A 20256-nucleotide genomic window follows, 5' to 3' on the forward strand; every position below is an offset into this window, starting at 1 on the left:
ACGCCCACGCGGAGACCTTATGCCGTAGTGTGGGTTGTATGGAACAGAAAGAGCCCTGCACGTTATCCCCTTGTAAAATATTGGCTGGGTGTTAGCTGCATGTCGCAGCGGGACAGGTCATGCGTCGGTCGGGCCGCCACGCGGAGTTTTGACGACCATGAATCGCCACACCACGCGGCAGGATCTGCCGCGCGCCCAACTTCTGGCCGAACGCGCCTTCGCCAACCTGGAACGCTTCCTGCACATCGAGGCCGCCAGCGGCATCGTGCTATTGATCGCCGCCGCCGTAGCCCTGATCTGGGCCAATTCTCCGTTTGCCCACGGCTATCACGCACTCTGGCATCTACCTGTGTCGCTCGGCATCGGCGACTTCACCATCGCCCAATCGCTGCACTTCGTCATCAACGATGGCTTGATGACTATTTTCTTCCTCGTCGTGGGCATGGAAATCCGCCGCGAAATCCACGAAGGCGCCTTGAGCAATCTGCGCCAGGCCAGCTTGCCGATCATGGCGGCGCTGGGCGGTGTGGCCGTGCCGGCGCTGATCTACGTGGCCCTGAACACCTCCCCATCGCGCCTGCAGGGCTGGGCTGTGCCCACGGCCACCGACATCGCCTTCGCCGTGGGCGTGCTCGCACTGTTGGGCCGGAGCATTCCGGGCAATGTCCGCGTTTTTCTGCTGGCGTTGGCGATCATCGACGACATCATCGCGGTGCTCATCATCGCGCTGTTCTATTCGGGCGGTCTGGACCTGTCGGGCTTTCTCGTTGCAGCGATGGGCATCCTGGTGGTGCTGGGATTCCAGCGCATGGGCATAGGCTCGGCCTTTGCCTATGTACTGCCGGGCGCCATTGTCTGGATAGGCTTGCTGATGACCGGCGCGCATCCGACGCTGGCCGGCGTGGTGCTCGGCATGCTGACGCCAGTGTTGCCGCTGCCCACGCGCGAGTCCCCGCAAGACATGGTGGCGCACGCGGCGCAAAAGTTGCGTGGCCACGACGACGCGAGGAGCGCTCACCACCTCGCCATGCCGCTCAAGCAATTGCGGCTGGCCCAGCGCGAATTGCTGCCGCCCGTGGTGCGCGTGCAAACGGCCCTGCACCCTTGGGTCGCATTCGGAATCATGCCCTTGTTCGCGCTGGCCAATGCGGGGGTAAGCATGAGTGGCATCGACCTGTCCGCCTCCGGGCCTCAGTGGGTGATGGCGGGCGTCTCATTGGCACTGATGCTCGGCAAGCCACTTGGCATCGTCGGCGTGAGCTGGCTCATGGTGCGGCTGGGAGCCTGCCAACTACCGCCCGGCGTGACCTGGGGCGGCATTGTGCTCGTCGGCTTGCTGGCGGGCGTGGGGTTCACCATGTCCATCTTCATCGCCATGCTCGCGTTTGACAGTGAAGTCCTGCTGGGTGCAGCCAAGCTCGGCGTGCTGGCGGGATCGTTGGTGGCCGCTTTGTTGGGGCTGGCCTGGGGCCAGCTGTACCGGCGCACCACAAAAATTGCCGGAACAGCAGGATGATACGGCCTCAGCCGGCGCTAAGCGCCGAGAACGCCTGAACCACCTCCGGCGGGGCCTGAACCAATTCGATCAGCACGCCTTCCCCCGCGATAGGAAACTCGTCGTTAGCCTTCGGGTGCAAGAAAGTGATGTCGTACCCGGCCGCGCCCTTGCGGATGCCGCCCGGCGCGAACCGCACGCCCTTGGCGCTGAGCCACTCCACGGCTTTCGGCAAATCATCGATCCACAAGCCGATGTGGTTCAGCGGCGTGGTGTGCACCGCCGGCTTTTTCTCGGGATCGAGCGGTTGCATCAGATCGACTTCGACCTTGAAGGGGCCTGAGCCCATGGCGCAGATGTCTTCGTCGACGTTCTCCCGCTCGCTTTTGAACGTGCCGGTTTTCTCCAGGCCCAGCATATCTACCCACAGCTGCTGAAGTTTCAGCTTGTCAGGACCGCCAATGGCAACCTGCTGGATCCCGAGGACTTTGAAAGGACGAGGCACGAAAGAGCTCCTTAGATGGACTGTTGTTAACTTAACGATTTTGCCGCTCGCATGGCTCGGGCAGCAACTACCCCCATAGAATATCAATTCAATACCAAATCATTCGTCGATGCTGAGGGGGTTCGTGTGCTGCCGAAGATTTTTTCACACCGCTTTCCATACCCCATTGATCGGTTTGTGCGCACGGTCTTTGCCACGGCGGCCACAGTGCTATCCGCCACGAGCCTCAGCCCCTCGGCACTCGCACAACCCGCGTCGCCCTCCATCACGCTTTCCTGCTCAGCCCCTGTCAGCAGAAATACTGCCGATTTGACGACCAAGCCAGGCGTCTGGCGCATTGACTATGACGGCCTGGGATGGGCACCTGCAGTGTATTTTCATGACTACTGGGCCCCGTGGCACGACCTCCCAAGCGGAGACCACTGGATCGGTGCATACCCTGGAACGAACCCCGAGGCGGTGGCCTATTCGGTCCTTGTGATGGCTGATGACCCGAACATCGATCTGTCGTCGGCAAAAATCACCTATAGCTATCTAGTCGACAATTCGGTCACTCGCATCACTTGGAACGGCGTAGAGCTTCCATCCAGCAGCGCCACAGGATTTCAGGGCACGCCCTACATCCTCCCCACGCCTGCCACGGTGCCGTTGGCGAGCGGCTTGAATAGGCTGCTCTTTGTCACGTCCAATCAGGTAGACCCTTTCGGCCTGAGCGCATCCGTGACACTCACTTTCAATTGCGGCACCCCGGTCAGCAGTCCACAGCCCGTGCCGGCCAATCCGCCGTGGGCGCTGGTGGCGTTAAGCGGACTGATGGCAGCCTGCGTGGTGGGCATGAGACGCCGCGGCCGCATGAAAGGACAGTGACGTCTCTCGCTTACAGCCTATAGGGGCCGCCGGCCAAGCATGCAGGTATCAGATCAAGCTGGCGCCACCGTCCACCGCGATCGCCTGCCCGGTGATGTGGCGGGATGCGTCCGAGGCCAGGAAGACCACCAGCCCCTTGAGATCTTCTTCACCGCCGATACGGCGCAGCGGCGTGCGGTCGATCAAGGCCTGGCCGAATTTCTCGATCAGGCCACCGGCCATCTTGCTCGGAAAGAAACCTGGACAAATGGCATTGACGCGGATGCCGTAGTGGCCCCATTCCGAGGCCAAGGTACGCGCGAAATGCACCGCAGCAGCCTTGGAGGTGTTGTAGGCAATGGTGTTCATGCCCGGTGGCGTGCCCTTGAGGCCGGCCACTGAGGCCGTCACGATGATGTTGCCACGGCCCTTGGGGATCATTACGCGCTTGCCAATCTCGCGTGAAAGGAAAAAAGCGCGCTGACGTTCAGATCCAACACCTTGTGCCAGGCGGCATCAGGATAATCCTCGGCCTTCTCGCCCCAGGTTGCCCCGGCATTGTTGACCAGGATGTCGATGGTGCCAAAGCGCGCCAGCACCTGGTCCACCAGCCCGGGCACCTGATCGAACTTGGACTGGTCGCAAACGATGGTTTCAACCTCGTAGCCCAGGCCTTCGAGGTGAGCCTTGGCATGCGCCAGTTCGTCGGCTTTGCGCGCGGTGATCGCCAGCCTGGCGCCCATTTCGCCCAGCGCCTCAGCCATCTGGAGGCCCAGGCCGCGTGAGCCGCCGGTGACGAGCGCGACCTGGCCGGTCAGATCAAAAAGTTGCTTCACGCCCAAGTTGTTCTCCTGAAGTTCTGTTGAGAATGCGAACGTCACGCGAAGCGTGTGGGCTTCGGCAACGTATTTGCATTCTCCAGCATCGCGCGCAGCAATTGCTCAGTCAAGGCTGCCCGCAGGCCTGCCGCCTCGGGGCGCTCCCACAGGTTGTGCAGCTCCAGCGGGTCTTCGGCGAGATCGTACAGCTCGCCCCAATCTGTTGCCTGGTACAGCGACAGGCGGTAGCGCTCAGTGACCAGCGTGCGGGTGCGGCTGCGCGTGCCCAGCCAACCGGGCGTGCGGTGATCCTCGTCCTCTATCAGCAGTGCATCGCGTGTCCCCTGGCGCGGGTTCCGCAGAAGAGAATTGAGATCCAGGCCCTGCATGCCATCTGCCGGTGCGACCTCTGCGCGCGCCAGGATGGATTGCGCCACATCGACGGCCCCGGTAAGCTGCCGGCGCGTGCTCCCGGCCTCGGCGCCAAGCGCGGCGTCCGCCCAGATGAAGGGAGTGCGCACCAGACCCTGGTAGTGCATGCTGGACTTCAGCATGAGCTGATGATCGCCCATGTAGTCGCCGTGGTCGCTGGTAAAGATGACCACCGTGTCCTGCTCAAGGCCCAAGCGTGCCAGTTCCGCCATGATGCGGCCCACGGCATCATCGATCATCGCCAGGCTGCAGTAGGTCAGCGAGATCGCCTCCTGAGCCTCGCGGGGGCTGCAGGCGTAGACGCTTCGAACCGGTATCGGCGTGTGGGAAGACACCCCTTCGGCCAATCCATCGCGCAGATCGCGGTAATAGTCCAGATGGAGTTGCCCTGTGCGCTCTGTCCGATCCCATGCGCGCCCCGGCGTGTTCCCCCAGTAAGCCTGTGGCAGTGCTATGTCCTCTGGACGGTACATACCCCAATAGCGCCCCGGGGGCGTCCAGGGATGGTGGGGATCCGGAAACGAGCAGTACAGCAGAAAGGGATTTTCGGGTTGACGAGCAAACTCCTGCAACCGGGCAACCGTGCGTTCAGCCACATAGGTGGTCGAATACAAGGCTTCCGGCACTTGTGTGCGCCACCCCTCCTGAGTGACATAGCCGGGTGCCGGCAAGGCATGATCGGGCCCTGGGCGGCCCGCAAAGTCCGGATCCCGCGTCAGAGCCCAACGCAGATAGTCTCCCGCGCAACGGTCGCCATGCCGCGTCACCAGGTCGACCGACTGGAATCCGTAGTACGGCAGGCGCATTTGAAAGCCAGGGTCAGACCATCTGTCGTGGTCTTCCTGGAGGTGCCCCTCCGGAAGCTTCCGGAGGGCTTCTGCGCCGCCATACTGGGGCGGTACCGCCGTGAAGTTCTGCAGATGGCTCTTGCCCACCAGCGCTGTGCCATAGCCAGCACCGGCCAGCAATTCAGGAAAGGTGATGCTGCCCAGCGGCAGCTCGATGCCATTGTGGCGGACACCATGCACGGATGGCATCCGTCCGGTGACCAGGGTCGCACGGTTGGGCATGCAGATGGGCATGGCTACATAGTGCCGCTCCAGGCACACGCCACGTCCGGCGAGCGCATCAATGTGAGGCGTGCGCAGTACCCGATTGCCATAGCACCCCAGATGATCGGCACGCTGCTGGTCGGTGATGATGAAGAGAAAGTTGGGGCGGCGCATAAAGAGGCATGAGGCGGCTAGTCGGTCTTGAGTCCGCTCTTGCGGATAAAGCTTTGCCAGCGATCCGACTCCGAGGCCATCAACCGCCCGAACTCCTCCGGGCTCATGATGACGGCCTGCGAACCGCTGATATCGAGGAACTCCGCAGTGGCCGGGTCGGACAGCACTTCGCGCAAGGCCAGCGCGACACGCTTCACGACAGGCCCTGGTGTACCGGGAGGCGCGACCAGCCCCGACCAACTGAGCACGTCGTTGCCGCCAAAGCCTGCTTCGGCCATGGTGGGTACATCTGGCAGCGCCGCCAGCCGCTTAGGGGCCGCCACCGCGAGGGCATGCAACCGCCCGCTCTTGATGGCAGGCACGACTGAACTGGAAATACCGAACATGAAGTGCACGTCGCCGCGGGACACGTCGGTGATGGCGGGCGCCAGGCCCTTGTAGGGCACATGAACCACATCAAGACCGTTGACTGTCTTGAAAATCTCGCCGTTGAGATGCGCAGGCGTTCCGTTACCGCCCGAGGCATAGGAATAGCCTCCAGGCTTGGCCTTCAGAAGTGCCACCAGCCCGGCCACATCCTTGACCGGCAACGCAGGAGGCACCACCAGCACATTGAATGATGAACTCAATCCACCGATGGGTGCCACATCATGCTTGAGGCTGAAGGTGTCCTTGCCCAGCAACTCCTGCGAGACCGCGATGGCGATATTGGTATAGGACAGGGTGTAGCCGTCGGGCGGCGCCTTGGCCAGCTCGCGCATCGCCACCAACCCCGAGGCACCGACGCGGTTCTCGATCACGAAGCTCTGCCCCAATCGATCGGACATGCCCTTCATCACATAGCGCGTGATCACGTCAGGACCACTGCCCGCAGAGAAAGGTTGCAGGAAACGAATCACCCGGTTCGGATAGCGATCGGCTTGCGCCAGCACACCCCGTCCACCCAACAGGCCCACTGCCGACAGCGCCCCCAAAAGGGCCGTACGTCTTTCCATGGTGTCTCCTCTGTACAGGTTCCTCGCTCCGCTTGGCAAGCCATGCACCGCTCTCATTTCAGGCCAAGCGCGTCCGCAACCCGGGCTCTGGCCTCTTCTCCTCGCTGCCGCATCTGTTCCCGCACGGCGGAGGGGAAAGCGTCATGCATCACCCGTGACCAGCAGGAACGCGCCTGCACGCGCGCCCACCATCGCGCCATCGCGGGCCGCCGGCCGCGTGACCACAGCGTGTCCATGGCCAGCATATCCAGGCGCAGGATATAGGGGGCCGCTGCAATGTCCGCCAGACTGAAGCCATCTCCACACAGCCAGTCTTGCTTGGCCACAGCGCGGTCGATCTCGTCGACAAGCACGGAGAAGGCTCGGAGTGAAGGCGCGAAAGCCGGTGCATCGAGCCCCAGCGCGATGGCCGCTTGCTGGCGCACGGCTCTCTCAGCATCGGGCATTGCCGCGAAATAGGCATCGCGCTCAGCTTGCGATTTCTTCAGATGCGCATGGCGGATGTAGATCGCCATCGAGATATTGCCGGTAGCCCGGTGAATATCGTCGTCCATGCGCCGCATCCAGCCGCGCATGCGGGCACGCGCCAGCGCGCCTTCTGGCCGCAAGGCAGGCTGTGGTGCCCACTCCTCAAGGTATTCGATGATGACATTGCTCTCGGTGATCACTTGCCCATCGTGCACCAATGTGGGGACCACCCCCCGGGGGTTGAGTTCGAGGTAATCTGGGCGCATCACCTCACCATTGCGCAGGTTGATCTCCACCGACTGCCATTGCATGCCTTTCTCGGCCAGCGTCAGACGCACTTTCTGGGCGGCCACTGAAGCGAAGTTGTCATACAGCACGAACACGCCCGTCTCCCCTCTCAACGTTTCTCGAACTGCGTAGCGCCGAACAGATTTTTCCACTGCTCGGGATCGTGCGCGCCCTGAGGCCGGCGCTCGGCGAGCACCTGCAGGCCGCGTGCCACCGCAGGCCGCTCAAGGACCTGCGCATACCAGCGAGCCACATGCGGGTAGGCCGCCAGGTCGATCTTGTGCGACGTGTGAGCCCGGGCCCACGAGAAGATCGCGATATCGGCAATGCTGTATTCGCCGCCTGCTACAAAGTCCTCATTCGACAGCCGCTTGTCCAACACACCATAGAGCCTGCGTGCCTCATTCGCGTAGCGATCGATGGCGTAGGGCAGCTTCTCCGGCGCGTAGTTCATGAAATGGTGCGCCTGGCCCAGCATGGGCCCGAAACCGCCCATCTGCCACATCAGCCACTGCAACACCTCATAGCGGGCCTGCGCAGCTCGAGGCATCAGTTTCCCCGTCTTTTCGGCGAGATAGATCAGAATCGCGCCGGATTCAAACAGGGAAACCGGCTCGCCCTCCGGCCCCTCGCTATCCATGATGGCCGGAATGCGGTTATTGGGGGAAATGGCCAGGAACTCGGGCTTGAACTGATCGCCAGCCCGGATGTTCACTGCATGGACGCGGTAGGGCAACCCCGTTTCCTCCAGCATGATGTGAACCTTGTAGCCGTTGGGTGTAGGCCATGAATACGCGTCAATCATCAACAGGTCTCCTTTGATTCCAATAATGTGACGCAGGTAGCCCTTCCACAACCCATGTTGTGAATAATGCTTATTCAATAATTGAATGGGCTTTATACTTTTTTTCATGCCCGACCTGCACAAATTCGATCTGAATTTCCTGACGCTCTTCGATGCCCTGCATCGCTCGCGCAGTGTCACGGCGGCGGCCCGGCAGTTGAGCCTGAGCCAGCCCGCCACCAGTTCGGCATTGGGACGGATGCGCAAGCAATTTGGCGATCCGCTGTTCGTGCGTACACCGCAAGGAATGGTGCCCACGCCCCTGGCGGATGAAATCGCGCCCGCGATCCAGGATGCGCTTCAGACCGTGCGCCGGCGGGTCATGGAACGCCCATCCGCAAAACCCGCCGACAGCGTCCGTACCCTACGCCTGAGCATCAACGACGCCAGCGGGCTGACCGTGCTTCCACGCCTCATGAGCAAGCTGCAGCATGTCGCTCCTCATTGGCGTGTAGAGACCGAGGCGGTGGACCCGGGTGACCTTCCCAGGGCACTGGAAGCCGGTGAATTCGATCTCGCCATCGGCAACCTCTACATGCTGGGAGAAGGAACCTACCGCCAGAAGTTGCTCTCGAGCGCCTACAAGGTCATCCACAGGCGCAACCATCCGCGCTTGCGCTCGGCGCTCACGCTGCGCGACTATCTGGCGGAGGAGCATGCAGTCATGCGCCGTACCTCCGGGCCTGCGAGCTTGCTGGAGCAGGCGCTGATCAAGCGCGGGCAGGCGCGAAAGATCGCGCTCTCCGTGCCGCAGTTCCTGCTGTTGCCGCCCGTGGTGGCGGAGTCCGACCTGGTGGCGACTGTACCCGAGCATGTGGCCCGCACCTTCGCGGGTCCCTACCAGCTCGCGGTCTGGCCGCTCCCCGTACCGATGGCTGAGTTGACGCTCCACCAATACTGGCACCGGCGCAACCATGCCGATGCGACCAACCGCTGGGTCCGCGGGCTACTGCGCCAGCTGTTTATGCAGGACTGAAAACAGCCGCTTGCCACAGGCTAAGCAAGCTGAGACGAATGAATGCGCCCTACCCCCGCCGCAGCCAGGCTGGCCCAGGCTTTTTCGAGCGAGCCATTCATGTCAATGGCCCGGCAGGCATCTTCGATCACGATAGCCTCGAACCCCGCGGCACGCGCGTCCTGCGCGCTCCAGGAGACGCAATAGTCCGTGGCCAGGCCGCACAGGTAGAGCGAGGTGATGCCGCGCGCATGCAGGTAGGCAGCCAGGCCTGTGGAAGTCTTGCGATCTGCTTCGACAAAGGCCGAATAGCTGTCCACTTCGCTGTGAAAGCCCTTGCGGATGATCAACTGCGCTTGCGGCACGCGCAGATCGTCGTGCAACGCGGCATCGCGCGTTCCCTGCACGCAGTGCGTGGGCCATAGCACCTGCTCGCCATAAGGCAACGCTATCGTCTCGAAGGGTTGGCGGCCGGGATGATTGGCTGCGAACGAAACATGATTGGCAGGATGCCAATCCTGTGTAAGCACCACATTGGCAAACAACGGTGCCATCTGGTTGATGACCGGCACGATGGAATCCCCATCTGCCACGGCCAGACCACCCCCCGGCATAAAGCCGTATTGGGCGTCGACCACAAGCAAGGCGGCGGCAATGTTCATGGTTGAGAGTGTGCCATCCAACGCGCCACCTGAGCTTGCGCAGCCGCCAGCTCAGCGGAAGAATCGAACGCGATGCTCAGCACCTTCTGCCGTCCGGCCGCGCCGTGCAACAATTCAACGCGCGCCTTGGGAATGCCGAATGCCTTCGCAGCCCACTCGATGAGTGCCGCGTTGGCCTTCCCGTCCACCGGAGGCGCACCCAGGCGCACGCGAAGCGCGCCGGAATACGCTCCCGCCGCTTCGGTACGCTTGGCGCCTGGAGTTGCGTGAATGGACAGTTTGAGCAGGTGGTTCGACATGCGCCGCAGCCATCCAAGACATGTTCACGCGCCCTGGATGTCATTTATTGCAGAATCAGCCATTGTGCCGCCATCTATCGCCGACATAACATGCAAATTTTTGTCAAAACACTCACGGGCAAAACCATCACACTGGAAGTCGAAGGCAGCGACTCGATCCAACAAGTCAAACAGAAAATACAGGACAAGGAGGGCATCCCCCTCGATCGGCAACGCCTGATCTTCGCCGGCAAACAACTGGAAGACGGCAGAACCCTGGCAGATTACAACATCCAGCGGGAGTCGACCCTGCACCTAGTCCTGCGCACAGGGCCCACGCCAGCCGATGTTCAATCAGTGCCGGCCTTGTCCCCTGCAGGACTCCTCGCCACCACAACGCTCGTGGGACTGGGTGCCTTGCTCCTTCGGCGCCGGCGCATGCGCCAGCCCCGGTGACTGGGGCCCCTTCAGTTCACTCAAATTCCACAATCGCCTGATCGACCGCGAGACTGTCGCCTTTCTGGGCCTTCACTTCCTTGACCACGCCATCGGCGCTGGCGAACAGCACGTTCTCCATCTTCATGGCTTCGATCACGGCCACGCGCTCACCCGCTTTCACCTCCTGCCCCGGTTGCACGGCCACCTGCACGAGCAGGCCCGGCATGGGCGAAAGGACGAATTTGCTCATGTCGGGCGGCGCCTTGTAAGGCATGAGCTTGTGCAGTTGGGCTGTGTCTGGATGCATCACGATGGCATCCAGTTGCGTACCGTTGTGGATGACGCGCGTCACCAGCGGATTGCGCGCCCTGCCCCGCTCCATCTGCGCGGTAAACGGCTGGCCATTGACGATACCGGTCACGCAGGCATCGCCCACGTATTGATCGATGGCCAAGTGGTAAACCTTGTCACCACTGGGCGCATGCACCGTCACCACGGAAGGCTGGCCGGGCTCGGCTTCGCCGACGGTGGCGTTCACGTACTGGTTCTGGCCTTCCTTGCCGAGCACGCAGACCGTGATGTCGCGCTCCGACGCGCGTTTGAGGCCCGCCCAGAATTGCCCACCAAGGGCCTGAGCCCGTCCACGGTACCAGGTGTGCAGGCTACCGGCCAGCGCGATCAGGAAACTGGGATCCTGGTGCGGCACATCTTCCGCCCGGAAACCCTGGGCATAGTGCTCGGCGATGAAGCCGGTATTGAAATCACCGCTCACGAACTTGGGATGCGCCAGCAGGGCGGCCTGGAACGGGATGTTGCTTTGTACGCCCTTGATGACGAAGCCATTGAGTGCCTCCCGCATGCGGGCAATGGCGTCCGCGCGATCCTTGCCGTGAACGATGAGCTTGGCGATCATCGAGTCGTAGTACATGGGGATCTCGCCGCCATCCACCACACCGGTATCCACGCGCACGCCGTCTTCCGTGGTGGCCTGTCCCTGGAACAGGTTCTGCGCCGGCGGTGAAAAGCGCACCAGGCGGCCGGTGGACGGCAGGAAGTTGCGGAACGGGTCTTCAGCGTTGATCCGGCATTCGATGGCCCAGCCGGTCTTCTTCACATCGGACTGCGTGAAGCTGAGCTTCTCGCCCGCTGCCACACGAATCATCTGCTCCACGAGGTCCAGCCCGGTGATGAGTTCCGTGACCGGATGCTCCACCTGCAGGCGCGTGTTCATTTCCAGGAAGTAGAAATCCTGGTCCTTGCCGACGACGAACTCCACCGTGCCCGCGCTCTGGTAGTTCACCGCCTTGGCCAGCGCGACAGCCTGCTCGCCCATGGCCTTGCGCGTGGCATCGCTGATGAAGGGAGAAGGCGCCTCCTCGATCACCTTCTGGTGCCGGCGCTGGATGGAGCATTCGCGCTCGTTCAGATACACCACATTGCCGAAGCCATCGCCCAGCACCTGGATTTCGATGTGACGCGGCTGTTCCACGAATTTTTCGATGAACACGCGGTCATCACCGAACGAATTGCGCGCCTCGTTGCGACAGGAGTCGAAGCCTTCAAAGGCCTCCTTGTCATTGAACGCCACGCGCAAGCCCTTGCCGCCACCGCCAGCACTGGCCTTGATCATGACGGGGTAGCCGATCCCCTTGGCGATCTCCACGGCCCGCTCGGCGGATTCGATCGGATCGTTGTAGCCGGGAATGGTGTTGACCTTGGCTTCGTTGGCCAGCTTCTTCGAGGCGATCTTGTCGCCCATGGCGGCAATCGCGCCGTGCTTGGGGCCGATGAAAATCAGGCCTTGCTCCTCCACCTTGCGGGAGAACTCCTCGTTCTCGCTCAAAAAGCCATAGCCGGGGTGAATGGCCTGGGCGCCGGTCTGCTTGGCGGCCTCGATGATCTTGTCGCCCAACAGGTAGGACTCACGCGAAGGCGGCGGGCCCAGCCGCACGGCCTCGTCGGCCATCTGCACGAAACGCGCCTGCGCATCCGCATCGGAATACACCGCCACGGTGGCAATGCCCATGCGCTTGGCGGTAGCGATCACTCGGCATGCAATCTCGCCACGGTTGGCAATAAGGATTTTTTTGAACACGATGATTTCCTGTGATTCGAGTGATCAGAGCGGAATGTTTCCGTGCTTGCGCCACGGGTTGTCCAGCTTCTTCTCCTTGAGCATGGCCAGGCTGCGGCAGATGCGCTTGCGCGTTTCGTGCGGCAGGATGACGTCGTCGATGAAACCGCGGCTGCCGGCCACGAAGGGGTTGGCGAAGCGGGCCTTGTACTCGGCCTCGCGCTTGGCGATTTTCTCAGGGTCGCTCTTGTCCTGGCGGAAGATGATCTCCACGGCCCCCTTGGCGCCCATCACGGCAATCTCGGCGTTTGGCCAGGCCAGGTTGACGTCGCCGCGCAGATGCTTGGAGCTCATCACGTCATAGGCGCCGCCATAGGCCTTGCGCGTGATGACCGTGATCTTGGGCACCGTGCATTCGGCGTAAGCGTAGAGCAGCTTGGCGCCATGCTTGATGATGCCGCCGTATTCCTGCGCCGTGCCAGGCATGAAGCCAGGCACGTCCACGAAGGTGATGACGGGAATGTTGAACGCATCGCAGAAGCGCACGAAGCGCGCGGCTTTGATGCTGCTCTTGATGTCCAGGCAGCCGGCCAGCACCAGGGGCTGATTGGCCACGATGCCCACCACCTGCCCGTCCATGCGGGCCATACCGATCACGATGTTGGCGGCGTAGTCGGGCTGCAACTCGAAGAATTCACCATCGTCGACCACCTTGAGGATGGCCTCCTTGATGTCGTAAGGCAGGTTCGGATTGTCGGGCACGAGCGTGTCGAGGCTCATGTCGGTGCGGTCAGCCGGATCTTCCGTGGGGCGGGCTGGGGCTTTTTCGCGATTGCTGGCGGGGATGTAGTTAAAGAAGCGGCGCAGCATGAGCAGCGCTTCCACATCGTTCTCGAAGGCCAGATCGGCCACGCCGCTGCGCGTATTATGCGTGAGCGCGCCGCCGAGCTCCTCGGCCGTGACAGTCTCGTGCGTGACGGTCTTCACCACGTCGGGACCGGTCACGAACATATAGCTCGTGTCCTTGACCATGAAGATGAAGTCAGTCATGGCGGGGCTGTACACCGCACCACCCGCGCAGGGCCCCATGATCATGCTGATCTGCGGCACGACACCACTCGCCATCACGTTGCGCTGGAATACGTCGGCGTAGCCGCCGAGCGATGCCACGCCCTCCTGGATGCGCGCACCGCCTGAATCGTTAAGGCCGATCACGGGAGCGCCCACCTTCATGGCCTGATCCATCACCTTGCAGATCTTCTCGGCATGGGCTTCGCTCAGGGCACCGCCGAATACGGTGAAATCCTGGCTGAAAACAAACACCAGGCGGCCGTTGATGGTGCCGTAGCCGGTGACCACGCCATCGCCCGGAATGTGGGACTCGTCCATGCCGAAATCGGCACAGCGGTGTTCCACGAACATATCCCATTCCTCGAAGCTGCCGTCATCGAGCAGCACTTCGATGCGCTCGCGCGCGGTGAGCTTTCCTTTGCTGTGCTGCGCGTCGATGCGCTTCTGGCCACCGCCGAGGCGGGCCGCGGCGCGCTTCTGTTCGAGTTGTTCGAGGATCGGTTTCATGATGTGCAGTTAACTTCCTGTGGTTTTCGGTATGGATCGTTCAGGCCGGGTTGGACGTAGCCAGTTCCAGCAGACGGCGCGCGGCGGTTGAGGGGGCCAGTTGGCCCTGCGCCACCGCCTGAGTCGTAATGGGCAATGCTTCCCGCACGCCAGGGTGCTGGCGGAAAGCCGCCTTCAGCCCGGCATTGATGCGCTCCCACATCCATGCCAGAGCCTGCTGCTGGCGGCGCTGGGCGAGATGGCCGTTCGCGGTTTGCAGAGTCTTGAAATCGGTCACGGACTGCCAGAATTCATCGAGCCCCTGCCCTTTGAGGCCGCTGATCTGGATCACGCGCGGATGCCAGAGCTGCGTATCGTGCTGGGCGTGCTCCGGATTGCCATGCATGCCGAACAGCCGCAATGCGGATTGGATCTGCGCCCTCGCGCGCGTGGCGGCGGCGGGGTCGATATCGGCCTTGTTGATGACCACCAGATCTGCCAACTCCATCACGCCCTTCTTGATGGCCTGCAGGTCGTCGCCGGCGTTGGGCAGTTGAAGCAGCACGAACATGTCGGTCATGCCACTCACGGCCGTCTCGCTCTGGCCCACCCCCACGGTCTCGACCAGCACCACGTCGTAGCCGGCGGCTTCGCACACCAGCATGGCTTCGCGGGTTTTCTCGGCAACGCCGCCCAGAGTGCCGCTACTGGGGCTGGGACGGATATAGGCGTTCTCCATCAGCGACAGGCGCTCCATGCGCGTCTTGTCGCCCAGAATGGAGCCGCCTGATATGGTCGAAGAAGGGTCAATCGTCAGCACTGCTACGCGATGGCCGCGCTCGAGCAGGTACACCCCCAGCGATTCAATGAAGGTGCTTTTGCCCACGCCCGGCACGCCGCTGATGCCCAGCCGCAGGGCCTTGCCCGTATGCGGCAACAATGCAGTGAGCAACTCATCACCCTGCGCGCGATGGTCGGCGCGGGTGGATTCGAGCAGAGTGATGGCCTTGGCAATGGCCCGGCGCTGAGCAAGCGCGCTACCGTGAAGGATGGCGTCAATCACGCCCTTCTCCCTTCGGCACGCCCCTCACGCCTTGCTCGCTTCGCGGATCTGTTCCAGCACGTCCTTCGCGCTGGCGGGGATGGGGGTGCCGGGGCCATAGATGCCCTTCACGCCGGATTCGTAAAGAAAATCGTAGTCCTGCCGGGGAATCACGCCACCGACGAAGACGATGATGTCGTCGGCGCCCTGCTTCTTCAGCTCGTTGATGATGGCGGGCACCAGTGTCTTGTGGCCAGCCGCCAAGGTGCTGACGCCCACGGCGTGCACGTCGTTCTCGATGGCTTGGCGGGCGCACTCTTCGGGTGTCTGGAACAGGCTGCCGATATCCACGTCGAAACCCAGGTCGGCGAAGGCGGTGGCCACTACCTTGGCACCGCGGTCATGTCCGTCCTGACCCAGCTTGGCGATCATCACGCGCGGACGGCGGCCTTCAGCCTCGGCGAAATCGCCGATTTCCTGCTTGAGCTTGTCCCAGCCTTCGGCACTGTCGTAGGCCGCGGCGTACACGCCGGTCACTTTCTGCGTATCGGCGCGGTGGCGCCCAAAGATTTTTTCCATGGCGTCGGAAACCTCTCCCACAGTGGCACGGGCGCGGATGGCATCGATGGCGGCGGCCATCAGGTTGCCTTGACCGGTTTCAGCGATTTGGGTGATGGTTTCCAGCGCTTGCTGTACACGGGCCGCATCGCGCTTTTGCTTGGTGGCATTCAGGCGCGCGATCTGTGCCTCGCGAACCTTCACGTTGTCTACCTCCAGGATCTCGATCGGGTCTTCCTTGGCCAGCTTGTATTTGTTGACGCCGACGATCACATCCTTGCCTGAATCGATGCGCGCCTGCTTCTCGGCGGCGGCAGCCTCGATCTTGAGCTTGGCCCAACCGGAATCCACGGCCTTGGTCATGCCGCCCATGGCGTCGACTTCCTCGATGATGGCCCAGGCGGCATCGGCCATGTCCTGGGTGAGCTTTTCCATCATGTAGCTGCCGGCCCAGGGGTCAACCACGTTGGTGATGTGCGTTTCTTCCTGGATGATGAGCTGCGTGTTGCGCGCGATGCGGGCAGAAAACTCGGTGGGCAGCGCAATGGCTTCGTCGAAGCTGTTGGTGTGCAGCGACTGGGTGCCGCCGAACACCGCCGCCATGGCCTCAATGGTGGTGCGCACGACGTTGTTGTAGGGGTCTTGCTCAGTGAGGCTCCAGCCGCTGGTCTGGCTGTGCGTGCGCAGCATGAGACTCTTGGGGTTCTTGGGGTTGAACTCCTTCATGATGCGGCACCACAGCAGGCGCGCGGCGCGCATCTTGGCGATTTCCAGGTAGAAATTCATGCCCACCGCCCAGAAAAACGAAAGCCGGCCGGCGAAGGCATCGACATCCATGCCTTTGGCGAGCGCGGTCTTCACGTACTCCTTGCCATCCGCCAGGGTGAAAGCCATTTCCAGCGCCTGGTTGGCGCCGGCTTCCTGCATGTGGTAGCCGGAGATGGAGATCGAGTTGAACTTGGGCATGTGCTGCGCCGTGTACTCGATGATGTCGCCAATGACCCGCATGCTGGGCTCGGGCGGATAGATGTAGGTGTTGCGAACCATGAACTCCTTGAGGATGTCGTTCTGGATCGTCCCCGCGAGCTTGTCCTGCGGAACACCCTGCTCTTCGGCCGCCACCACATAGCCCGCCAGGATGGGCAGCACGGCACCGTTCATGGTCATCGACACGCTGACCTTGTCCAGCGGAATGCCGTCGAACAGGATTTTCATGTCTTCCACGCTGTCGATCGCCACGCCGGCCTTGCCCACGTCGCCCGTCACGCGCGGGTGATCGCTGTCATAGCCGCGGTGGGTGGCCAGATCGAACGCCACGCTGACGCCCTGCCCCCCGGCGGCCAGCGCCTTGCGGTAGAAGGCGTTGCTTTCCTCGGCGGTGGAGAAACCTGCGTACTGGCGGATGGTCCAGGGCCGCACCGCGTACATGGTGGCCTGGGGGCCGCGCAGGAACGGCTCGAAGCCCGGCAGCGTATTGGCGTACGGGAGGTCCTTCACATCCTCGGCGGTATAGAGCGGCTTGACGGTAATGCCGTCAGGCGTGCTCCAGTTCAAATTCTCCAGATTGCCCTGAGGGGCCGACTTGCTGGCCGCGAGGCGCCAGCGCTGCAGATCTCCGAAATCGAAAGCCATGATGTGGGGGTCCCTGTCGTATCTATATTTACAATCTTCGCAAAAACAGCGAACATTCGCAACCGATAGGAGAAAGATTTATGCGGATTGCGCATGTAAATTTGCGATGTTTGCAAACATGAGCAAAGCTTTCATGGGTGCACACCTCAAGACGCTGCGGGAGCAGCGCGGCCTGACTCAGGCGGCGCTGGCGCAGGCGCTGAAAGTCTCGCCCAGTTATCTGAACCAGATCGAAAACAACCAGCGGCCGCTCACGGTCAATGTGCTGCTGCGGCTGCAGGCGGCCTTCGGCATAGATCTTCAGCAGTTTTCGGAAGATTCGCAAGCGCGGCAATTGGGCCAGTTGCGCAGCGCCCTGGCCGACATGCCCGATGGCGACAAGGTACCGTTGGCCGAGACCCGCATCCTGGCGCAGCAGTTGCCCGCGGCCACGCACGTTCTGTTGAACATGCACAAGCGCATTCGCGCGGCGGAGGATCGCCTGTCGGTGATCGCCGAAAACACCGGCAACGACGACGCAGCGCATAGCCCCTCCGCACCGGTGCAGCCCTATGAGGAAGTGCGCGAGTTCTTTTACGCAGGCCATCAGCACCTGGCCCTGCTGGATGAGCAAGCCGAGCAGCTCTATTTGCAGTTGCAACTGGAAGACGTCGAGCCGTATGCGTCGCACGCGGCTCAACTGGTGACAGCGCTGGAGCTCAGGCTACGCACCCACCATGGCATTCTCGTGCGGCGAGACCCTGGTTCGCCCGCGATCGAGCAGCCCCTGCGCCTGCTCGAGCGCAGAAGCCACCAGTTGCGCCTGGCGGCGGGCCTGAGCGCCGGCCAGCAAGCGTTTCAGCTGGGTATTCAGCTCGCGCTGCTGGAGTCAGAACCGACCATCGACGGCTTCACCAATGCAGCCAATTTCGGCAGCGGCGAAGCCCGCGCCCTGGCCCGCATTGGCTTCGCCAATCACTTCGCAGGTGCGCTGCTGCTGCCGAACCGGCTGTTTCAGGAGACCGCCGATGAGTTGCGCTACGACATCGATCTGCTGGGAGAGCGCTTTGGCGTGGGGTTCGAGACCGTGGGGCACCGCCTCTCGACCATGCGCCACGCTTCGCTGCACAGCATTCCGTTCTTTTTTGTGAGGGTGGACCGGGCCGGCAACATGTCCAAGCGCCAATCGTCGGTCGACTTCCATTTTTCGCGTACGGGCGGCACCTGCCCACTCTGGAACGTGTACGACGCGTTCTCTCAGCCGGGCAAGATCCTGACCCAACTGGCCCGGATGCCGGATGAGCGCACTTATCTGTGGATTGCCCGCACGGTGGAGCACCGGCGTGGCGGTTACGGCACCCCGCGGCGCATTTTCTCGGTGGCGCTGGGATGTGATGCACGTCATGCCCACCGGTTGGTCTACGGGGATGGACTTGGACTGGATGCTCCTGAGCGCGCCGTGCCGATCGGCTCCGGCTGCAAGGTATGCGACCGCGAAAACTGCGTGCAACGCGCCTTCCCCGCGCTCGGACGGCCCCTAAGCATCGACCCGAACGCACGGCGGTTCGCGCCGTATGCGCCCGCATGAACCAGGAGACGATCAGGCACTGAACAGGCGCGCCAGCCAGCCTCGCTTCTTCTGTCCGCTCAATTCCCGGAGCACCTCGGCCCTCATCCGCTCCTTTTCGACGTCGCGCCGGTGGGTCACCATGCGCAGATAGGCGTTCACCGAGTCGATGTAGCCGTGGTCCTCGTTGCGGATGTGGTTGAACAGCCAGCGCGAGAGCATGCCATGCAGCTCATTGGTGACGTCTTCGCCGCTATCGAAACGGCTTTGCATCTCGGCCACCTTGCGTGTGAAAAGCTCATGCACCTTCTTGTGCGGGCCGGCAAACATGTAGCCGGCGTTCTCAAGCATGCTTTCTTCAAAGGCGAAATGAGAGATGGTGTAGTCCACGGTTTCGGCAATCACGTCGCCCAGCACGTCGCGGTCATGCGTGTCTTTCAGCTCATGGAGCCTATTGATGTAGTCCACGATCCGTTTGTGCTGGACATCGATCTCCGCGATGCCCGTGTCCAACTCTGGAACCCAATGAAGAATGCCCATGATGCCTGCCGCTATTGCCTGGATATTGAGTGAGCCGAAGTATCAAGCTGCAACAGGAACGGCGTTTTGACTCATATCAAGCCAATGAGATACGAGGAGATACGGCTGGATGAAAGCGAGATTTACACAACGGTCATAAGATCGAAGATTCCCCGCGCCAGCTTGACGCCAGCCTTCAGATGAAATTCCCTCTTGAGTCCGTACCCGATCATGCGCGCCGCCTTACCTTGCTGGCGGGGATGGCTTTAGGCCTGCCTCGGGCGGCATTCGCCGCTGATCCGCAGGTCTGGCCGCACGCGTCGGCTGTCCCCGGCGGCGTGGCCAGGATCGATCTGGGCCCTGCCGCGCAACGCCCTCGCGCCACCGCGGGTGGCGTGCCGCTGCTGGTCGTCGGCGACCCTATTGTCTGGACCGCGCTCGTAGGCATCCCCCTCTCCGCCGAACCTGGACAGGCGAGCATCGAAGTGCATGATGCCGGAGCGTCCCGCAAGACGGAATATGTGATTGGCAGCAAGCGCTACAGCGAGCAGCGCCTGAAAGTGGCGCCGCGTACGGTAGATCTTTCTCCCGAAGATCTGAAGCGCTATGAACGAGAGCGCACGCACCAGGCCGGTGTGATTGCCACGTTCAGTGAATCATTGCCCACCGAGTTCAAAATGCGCCAACCAGTGCCGGGCCGCCGCAGCAGCTCGTTCGGGCTGCGCCGCATCTTCAATGGCAAGCCGCGCAATCCGCACAGCGGCATGGACATCGCGGCGCCCACCGGTACGCCAGTCATATCTCCCCTGCCCGCCGCCGTGATCGACACGGGTGACTATTTTTTCAACGGCCACACGGTCTGGCTCGACCATGGAGGCGGCCTGCTCAGCATGATGTGCCATTTGAGCCGCATCGACGTACAACCCGGCGACAAGGTCGCCACCGGACAGCGTGTGGGCGCCGTGGGCGCCACCGGCCGCGTGACCGGGCCTCATCTGCATTGGTCGATCAGCCTCAACCGGGCCATGGTCGATCCGGCCTTGTTTCTGGAATAAATCAGGTTGAACAGGCCCCTGGC

At 62.3% G+C, this 20256-nt stretch carries 18 protein-coding genes and 1 pseudogene; 6 read left to right on the top strand and 13 right to left on the bottom strand.

Features of this window, described 5'->3' with window-relative positions; genetic code table 11:
• Positions 1-157: 157 nt before the first annotated feature.
• On the top strand, positions 158-1516 hold the full coding sequence (gene nhaA / locus WJU18_RS16615; protein ID WP_423454011.1) for a Na+/H+ antiporter NhaA: 1359 nt from the start codon (positions 158-160) through the stop codon (positions 1514-1516).
• A 7-nt stretch (positions 1517-1523) separates the two neighbouring features.
• On the opposite strand, the gene WJU18_RS16620 is transcribed toward nhaA, so the two are convergent.
• On the bottom strand, positions 1524-2000 hold the full coding sequence (locus WJU18_RS16620; protein ID WP_423454012.1) for a VOC family protein: 477 nt from the start codon (positions 1998-2000) through the stop codon (positions 1524-1526).
• Between the two features lie 309 nt (positions 2001-2309).
• Here WJU18_RS16620 and WJU18_RS16625 point away from each other — a divergent pair, with 309 nt between their 5' ends.
• A complete protein-coding gene (locus tag WJU18_RS16625) occupies positions 2310-2867 on the top strand; it encodes an IPTL-CTERM sorting domain-containing protein (protein WP_423454014.1) in 558 nt (185 codons plus the stop codon).
• 48 nt (positions 2868-2915) lie between these two features.
• Here the strand turns inward: WJU18_RS16625 and WJU18_RS16630 are convergent.
• From WJU18_RS16630 to WJU18_RS16650, 5 genes and pseudogenes are all read right to left on the bottom strand, one after another.
• A pseudogene (locus WJU18_RS16630) lies at positions 2916-3688 on the bottom strand (SDR family oxidoreductase).
• Positions 3689-3723: 35 nt separating this feature from the next.
• Positions 3724-5322: a sulfatase family protein gene (locus tag WJU18_RS16635; RefSeq protein WP_423454016.1), complete on the bottom strand. Its 1599-nt coding sequence runs from the start codon at positions 5320-5322 to the stop codon at positions 3724-3726.
• A gap of 17 nt (positions 5323-5339) precedes the next feature.
• A complete protein-coding gene (locus WJU18_RS16640; RefSeq protein WP_423454018.1) occupies positions 5340-6317 on the bottom strand; it encodes a Bug family tripartite tricarboxylate transporter substrate binding protein in 978 nt (325 codons plus the stop codon).
• 53 nt (positions 6318-6370) lie between these two features.
• Positions 6371-7168 (bottom strand): glutathione S-transferase family protein, encoded by a 798-nt coding sequence (locus WJU18_RS16645; RefSeq protein ID WP_423454020.1) that lies wholly within the window; start codon positions 7166-7168, stop codon positions 6371-6373.
• A gap of 14 nt (positions 7169-7182) precedes the next feature.
• Positions 7183-7878, bottom strand: a complete 696-nt coding sequence (locus WJU18_RS16650; RefSeq protein ID WP_423454022.1) for a glutathione binding-like protein — start codon at positions 7876-7878, stop codon at positions 7183-7185.
• Between the two features lie 106 nt (positions 7879-7984).
• Between WJU18_RS16650 and WJU18_RS16655 the strand changes: the two genes are divergently transcribed.
• Positions 7985-8893, top strand: a complete 909-nt coding sequence (locus tag WJU18_RS16655; RefSeq protein WP_423454024.1) for a LysR family transcriptional regulator — start codon at positions 7985-7987, stop codon at positions 8891-8893.
• A gap of 20 nt (positions 8894-8913) precedes the next feature.
• On the opposite strand, the gene pncA is transcribed toward WJU18_RS16655, so the two are convergent.
• Together pncA and WJU18_RS16665 are read right to left on the bottom strand one after the other, a co-directional pair.
• A complete protein-coding gene (gene pncA / locus WJU18_RS16660) occupies positions 8914-9534 on the bottom strand; it encodes a bifunctional nicotinamidase/pyrazinamidase (protein ID WP_423454026.1) in 621 nt (206 codons plus the stop codon).
• Positions 9531-9833: a DUF167 domain-containing protein gene (locus tag WJU18_RS16665; RefSeq protein WP_423454028.1), complete on the bottom strand. Its 303-nt coding sequence runs from the start codon at positions 9831-9833 to the stop codon at positions 9531-9533. The genes pncA and WJU18_RS16665 overlap by 4 nt, the downstream gene beginning before the upstream one ends.
• Positions 9834-9923: 90 nt before the next feature.
• Between WJU18_RS16665 and WJU18_RS16670 the strand changes: the two genes are divergently transcribed.
• Complete coding sequence (locus tag WJU18_RS16670) at positions 9924-10268, top strand: ubiquitin-like protein (RefSeq protein WP_423454030.1); 345 nt, start codon at positions 9924-9926, stop codon at positions 10266-10268.
• A gap of 16 nt (positions 10269-10284) precedes the next feature.
• On the opposite strand, the gene WJU18_RS16675 is transcribed toward WJU18_RS16670, so the two are convergent.
• Genes WJU18_RS16675 through scpA form a run of 4 tightly spaced genes read right to left on the bottom strand, consistent with a single transcriptional unit; the run spans position 10285 to position 17113 of the window.
• A complete protein-coding gene (locus WJU18_RS16675; protein ID WP_423454032.1) occupies positions 10285-12345 on the bottom strand; it encodes an acetyl-CoA carboxylase biotin carboxylase subunit in 2061 nt (686 codons plus the stop codon).
• A gap of 24 nt (positions 12346-12369) precedes the next feature.
• Positions 12370-13902: an acyl-CoA carboxylase subunit beta gene (locus tag WJU18_RS16680; RefSeq protein ID WP_423454034.1), complete on the bottom strand. Its 1533-nt coding sequence runs from the start codon at positions 13900-13902 to the stop codon at positions 12370-12372.
• 40 nt (positions 13903-13942) lie between these two features.
• A complete protein-coding gene (gene meaB / locus WJU18_RS16685; protein ID WP_423461023.1) occupies positions 13943-14941 on the bottom strand; it encodes a methylmalonyl Co-A mutase-associated GTPase MeaB in 999 nt (332 codons plus the stop codon).
• Between the two features lie 27 nt (positions 14942-14968).
• Positions 14969-17113, bottom strand: coding sequence for a methylmalonyl-CoA mutase (scpA, locus tag WJU18_RS16690; protein ID WP_423454036.1), 2145 nt, complete (start codon positions 17111-17113; stop codon positions 14969-14971).
• Between the two features lie 118 nt (positions 17114-17231).
• On the opposite strand from scpA, the gene WJU18_RS16695 reads away from it, so the two are divergent.
• Positions 17232-18680 carry a short-chain fatty acyl-CoA regulator family protein gene (locus tag WJU18_RS16695; RefSeq protein WP_423454038.1) on the top strand — a complete coding sequence of 483 codons (1449 nt, stop codon included), beginning with the start codon at positions 17232-17234 and terminating at the stop codon, positions 18678-18680.
• A gap of 12 nt (positions 18681-18692) precedes the next feature.
• Here WJU18_RS16695 and WJU18_RS16700 read toward each other — a convergent pair whose 3' ends face one another.
• Positions 18693-19199: a bacteriohemerythrin gene (locus tag WJU18_RS16700; protein WP_423454040.1), complete on the bottom strand. Its 507-nt coding sequence runs from the start codon at positions 19197-19199 to the stop codon at positions 18693-18695.
• Between the two features lie 179 nt (positions 19200-19378).
• Between WJU18_RS16700 and WJU18_RS16705 the strand changes: the two genes are divergently transcribed.
• Positions 19379-20233, top strand: a complete 855-nt coding sequence (locus WJU18_RS16705) for a peptidoglycan DD-metalloendopeptidase family protein (RefSeq protein ID WP_423454042.1) — start codon at positions 19379-19381, stop codon at positions 20231-20233.
• The last annotated feature ends 23 nt before the right edge of the window (positions 20234-20256 follow it).

Source organism: Ottowia sp. VDI28 (assembly GCF_049532675.1).
Lineage (GTDB): Bacteria > Pseudomonadota > Gammaproteobacteria > Burkholderiales > Burkholderiaceae_C > Ottowia.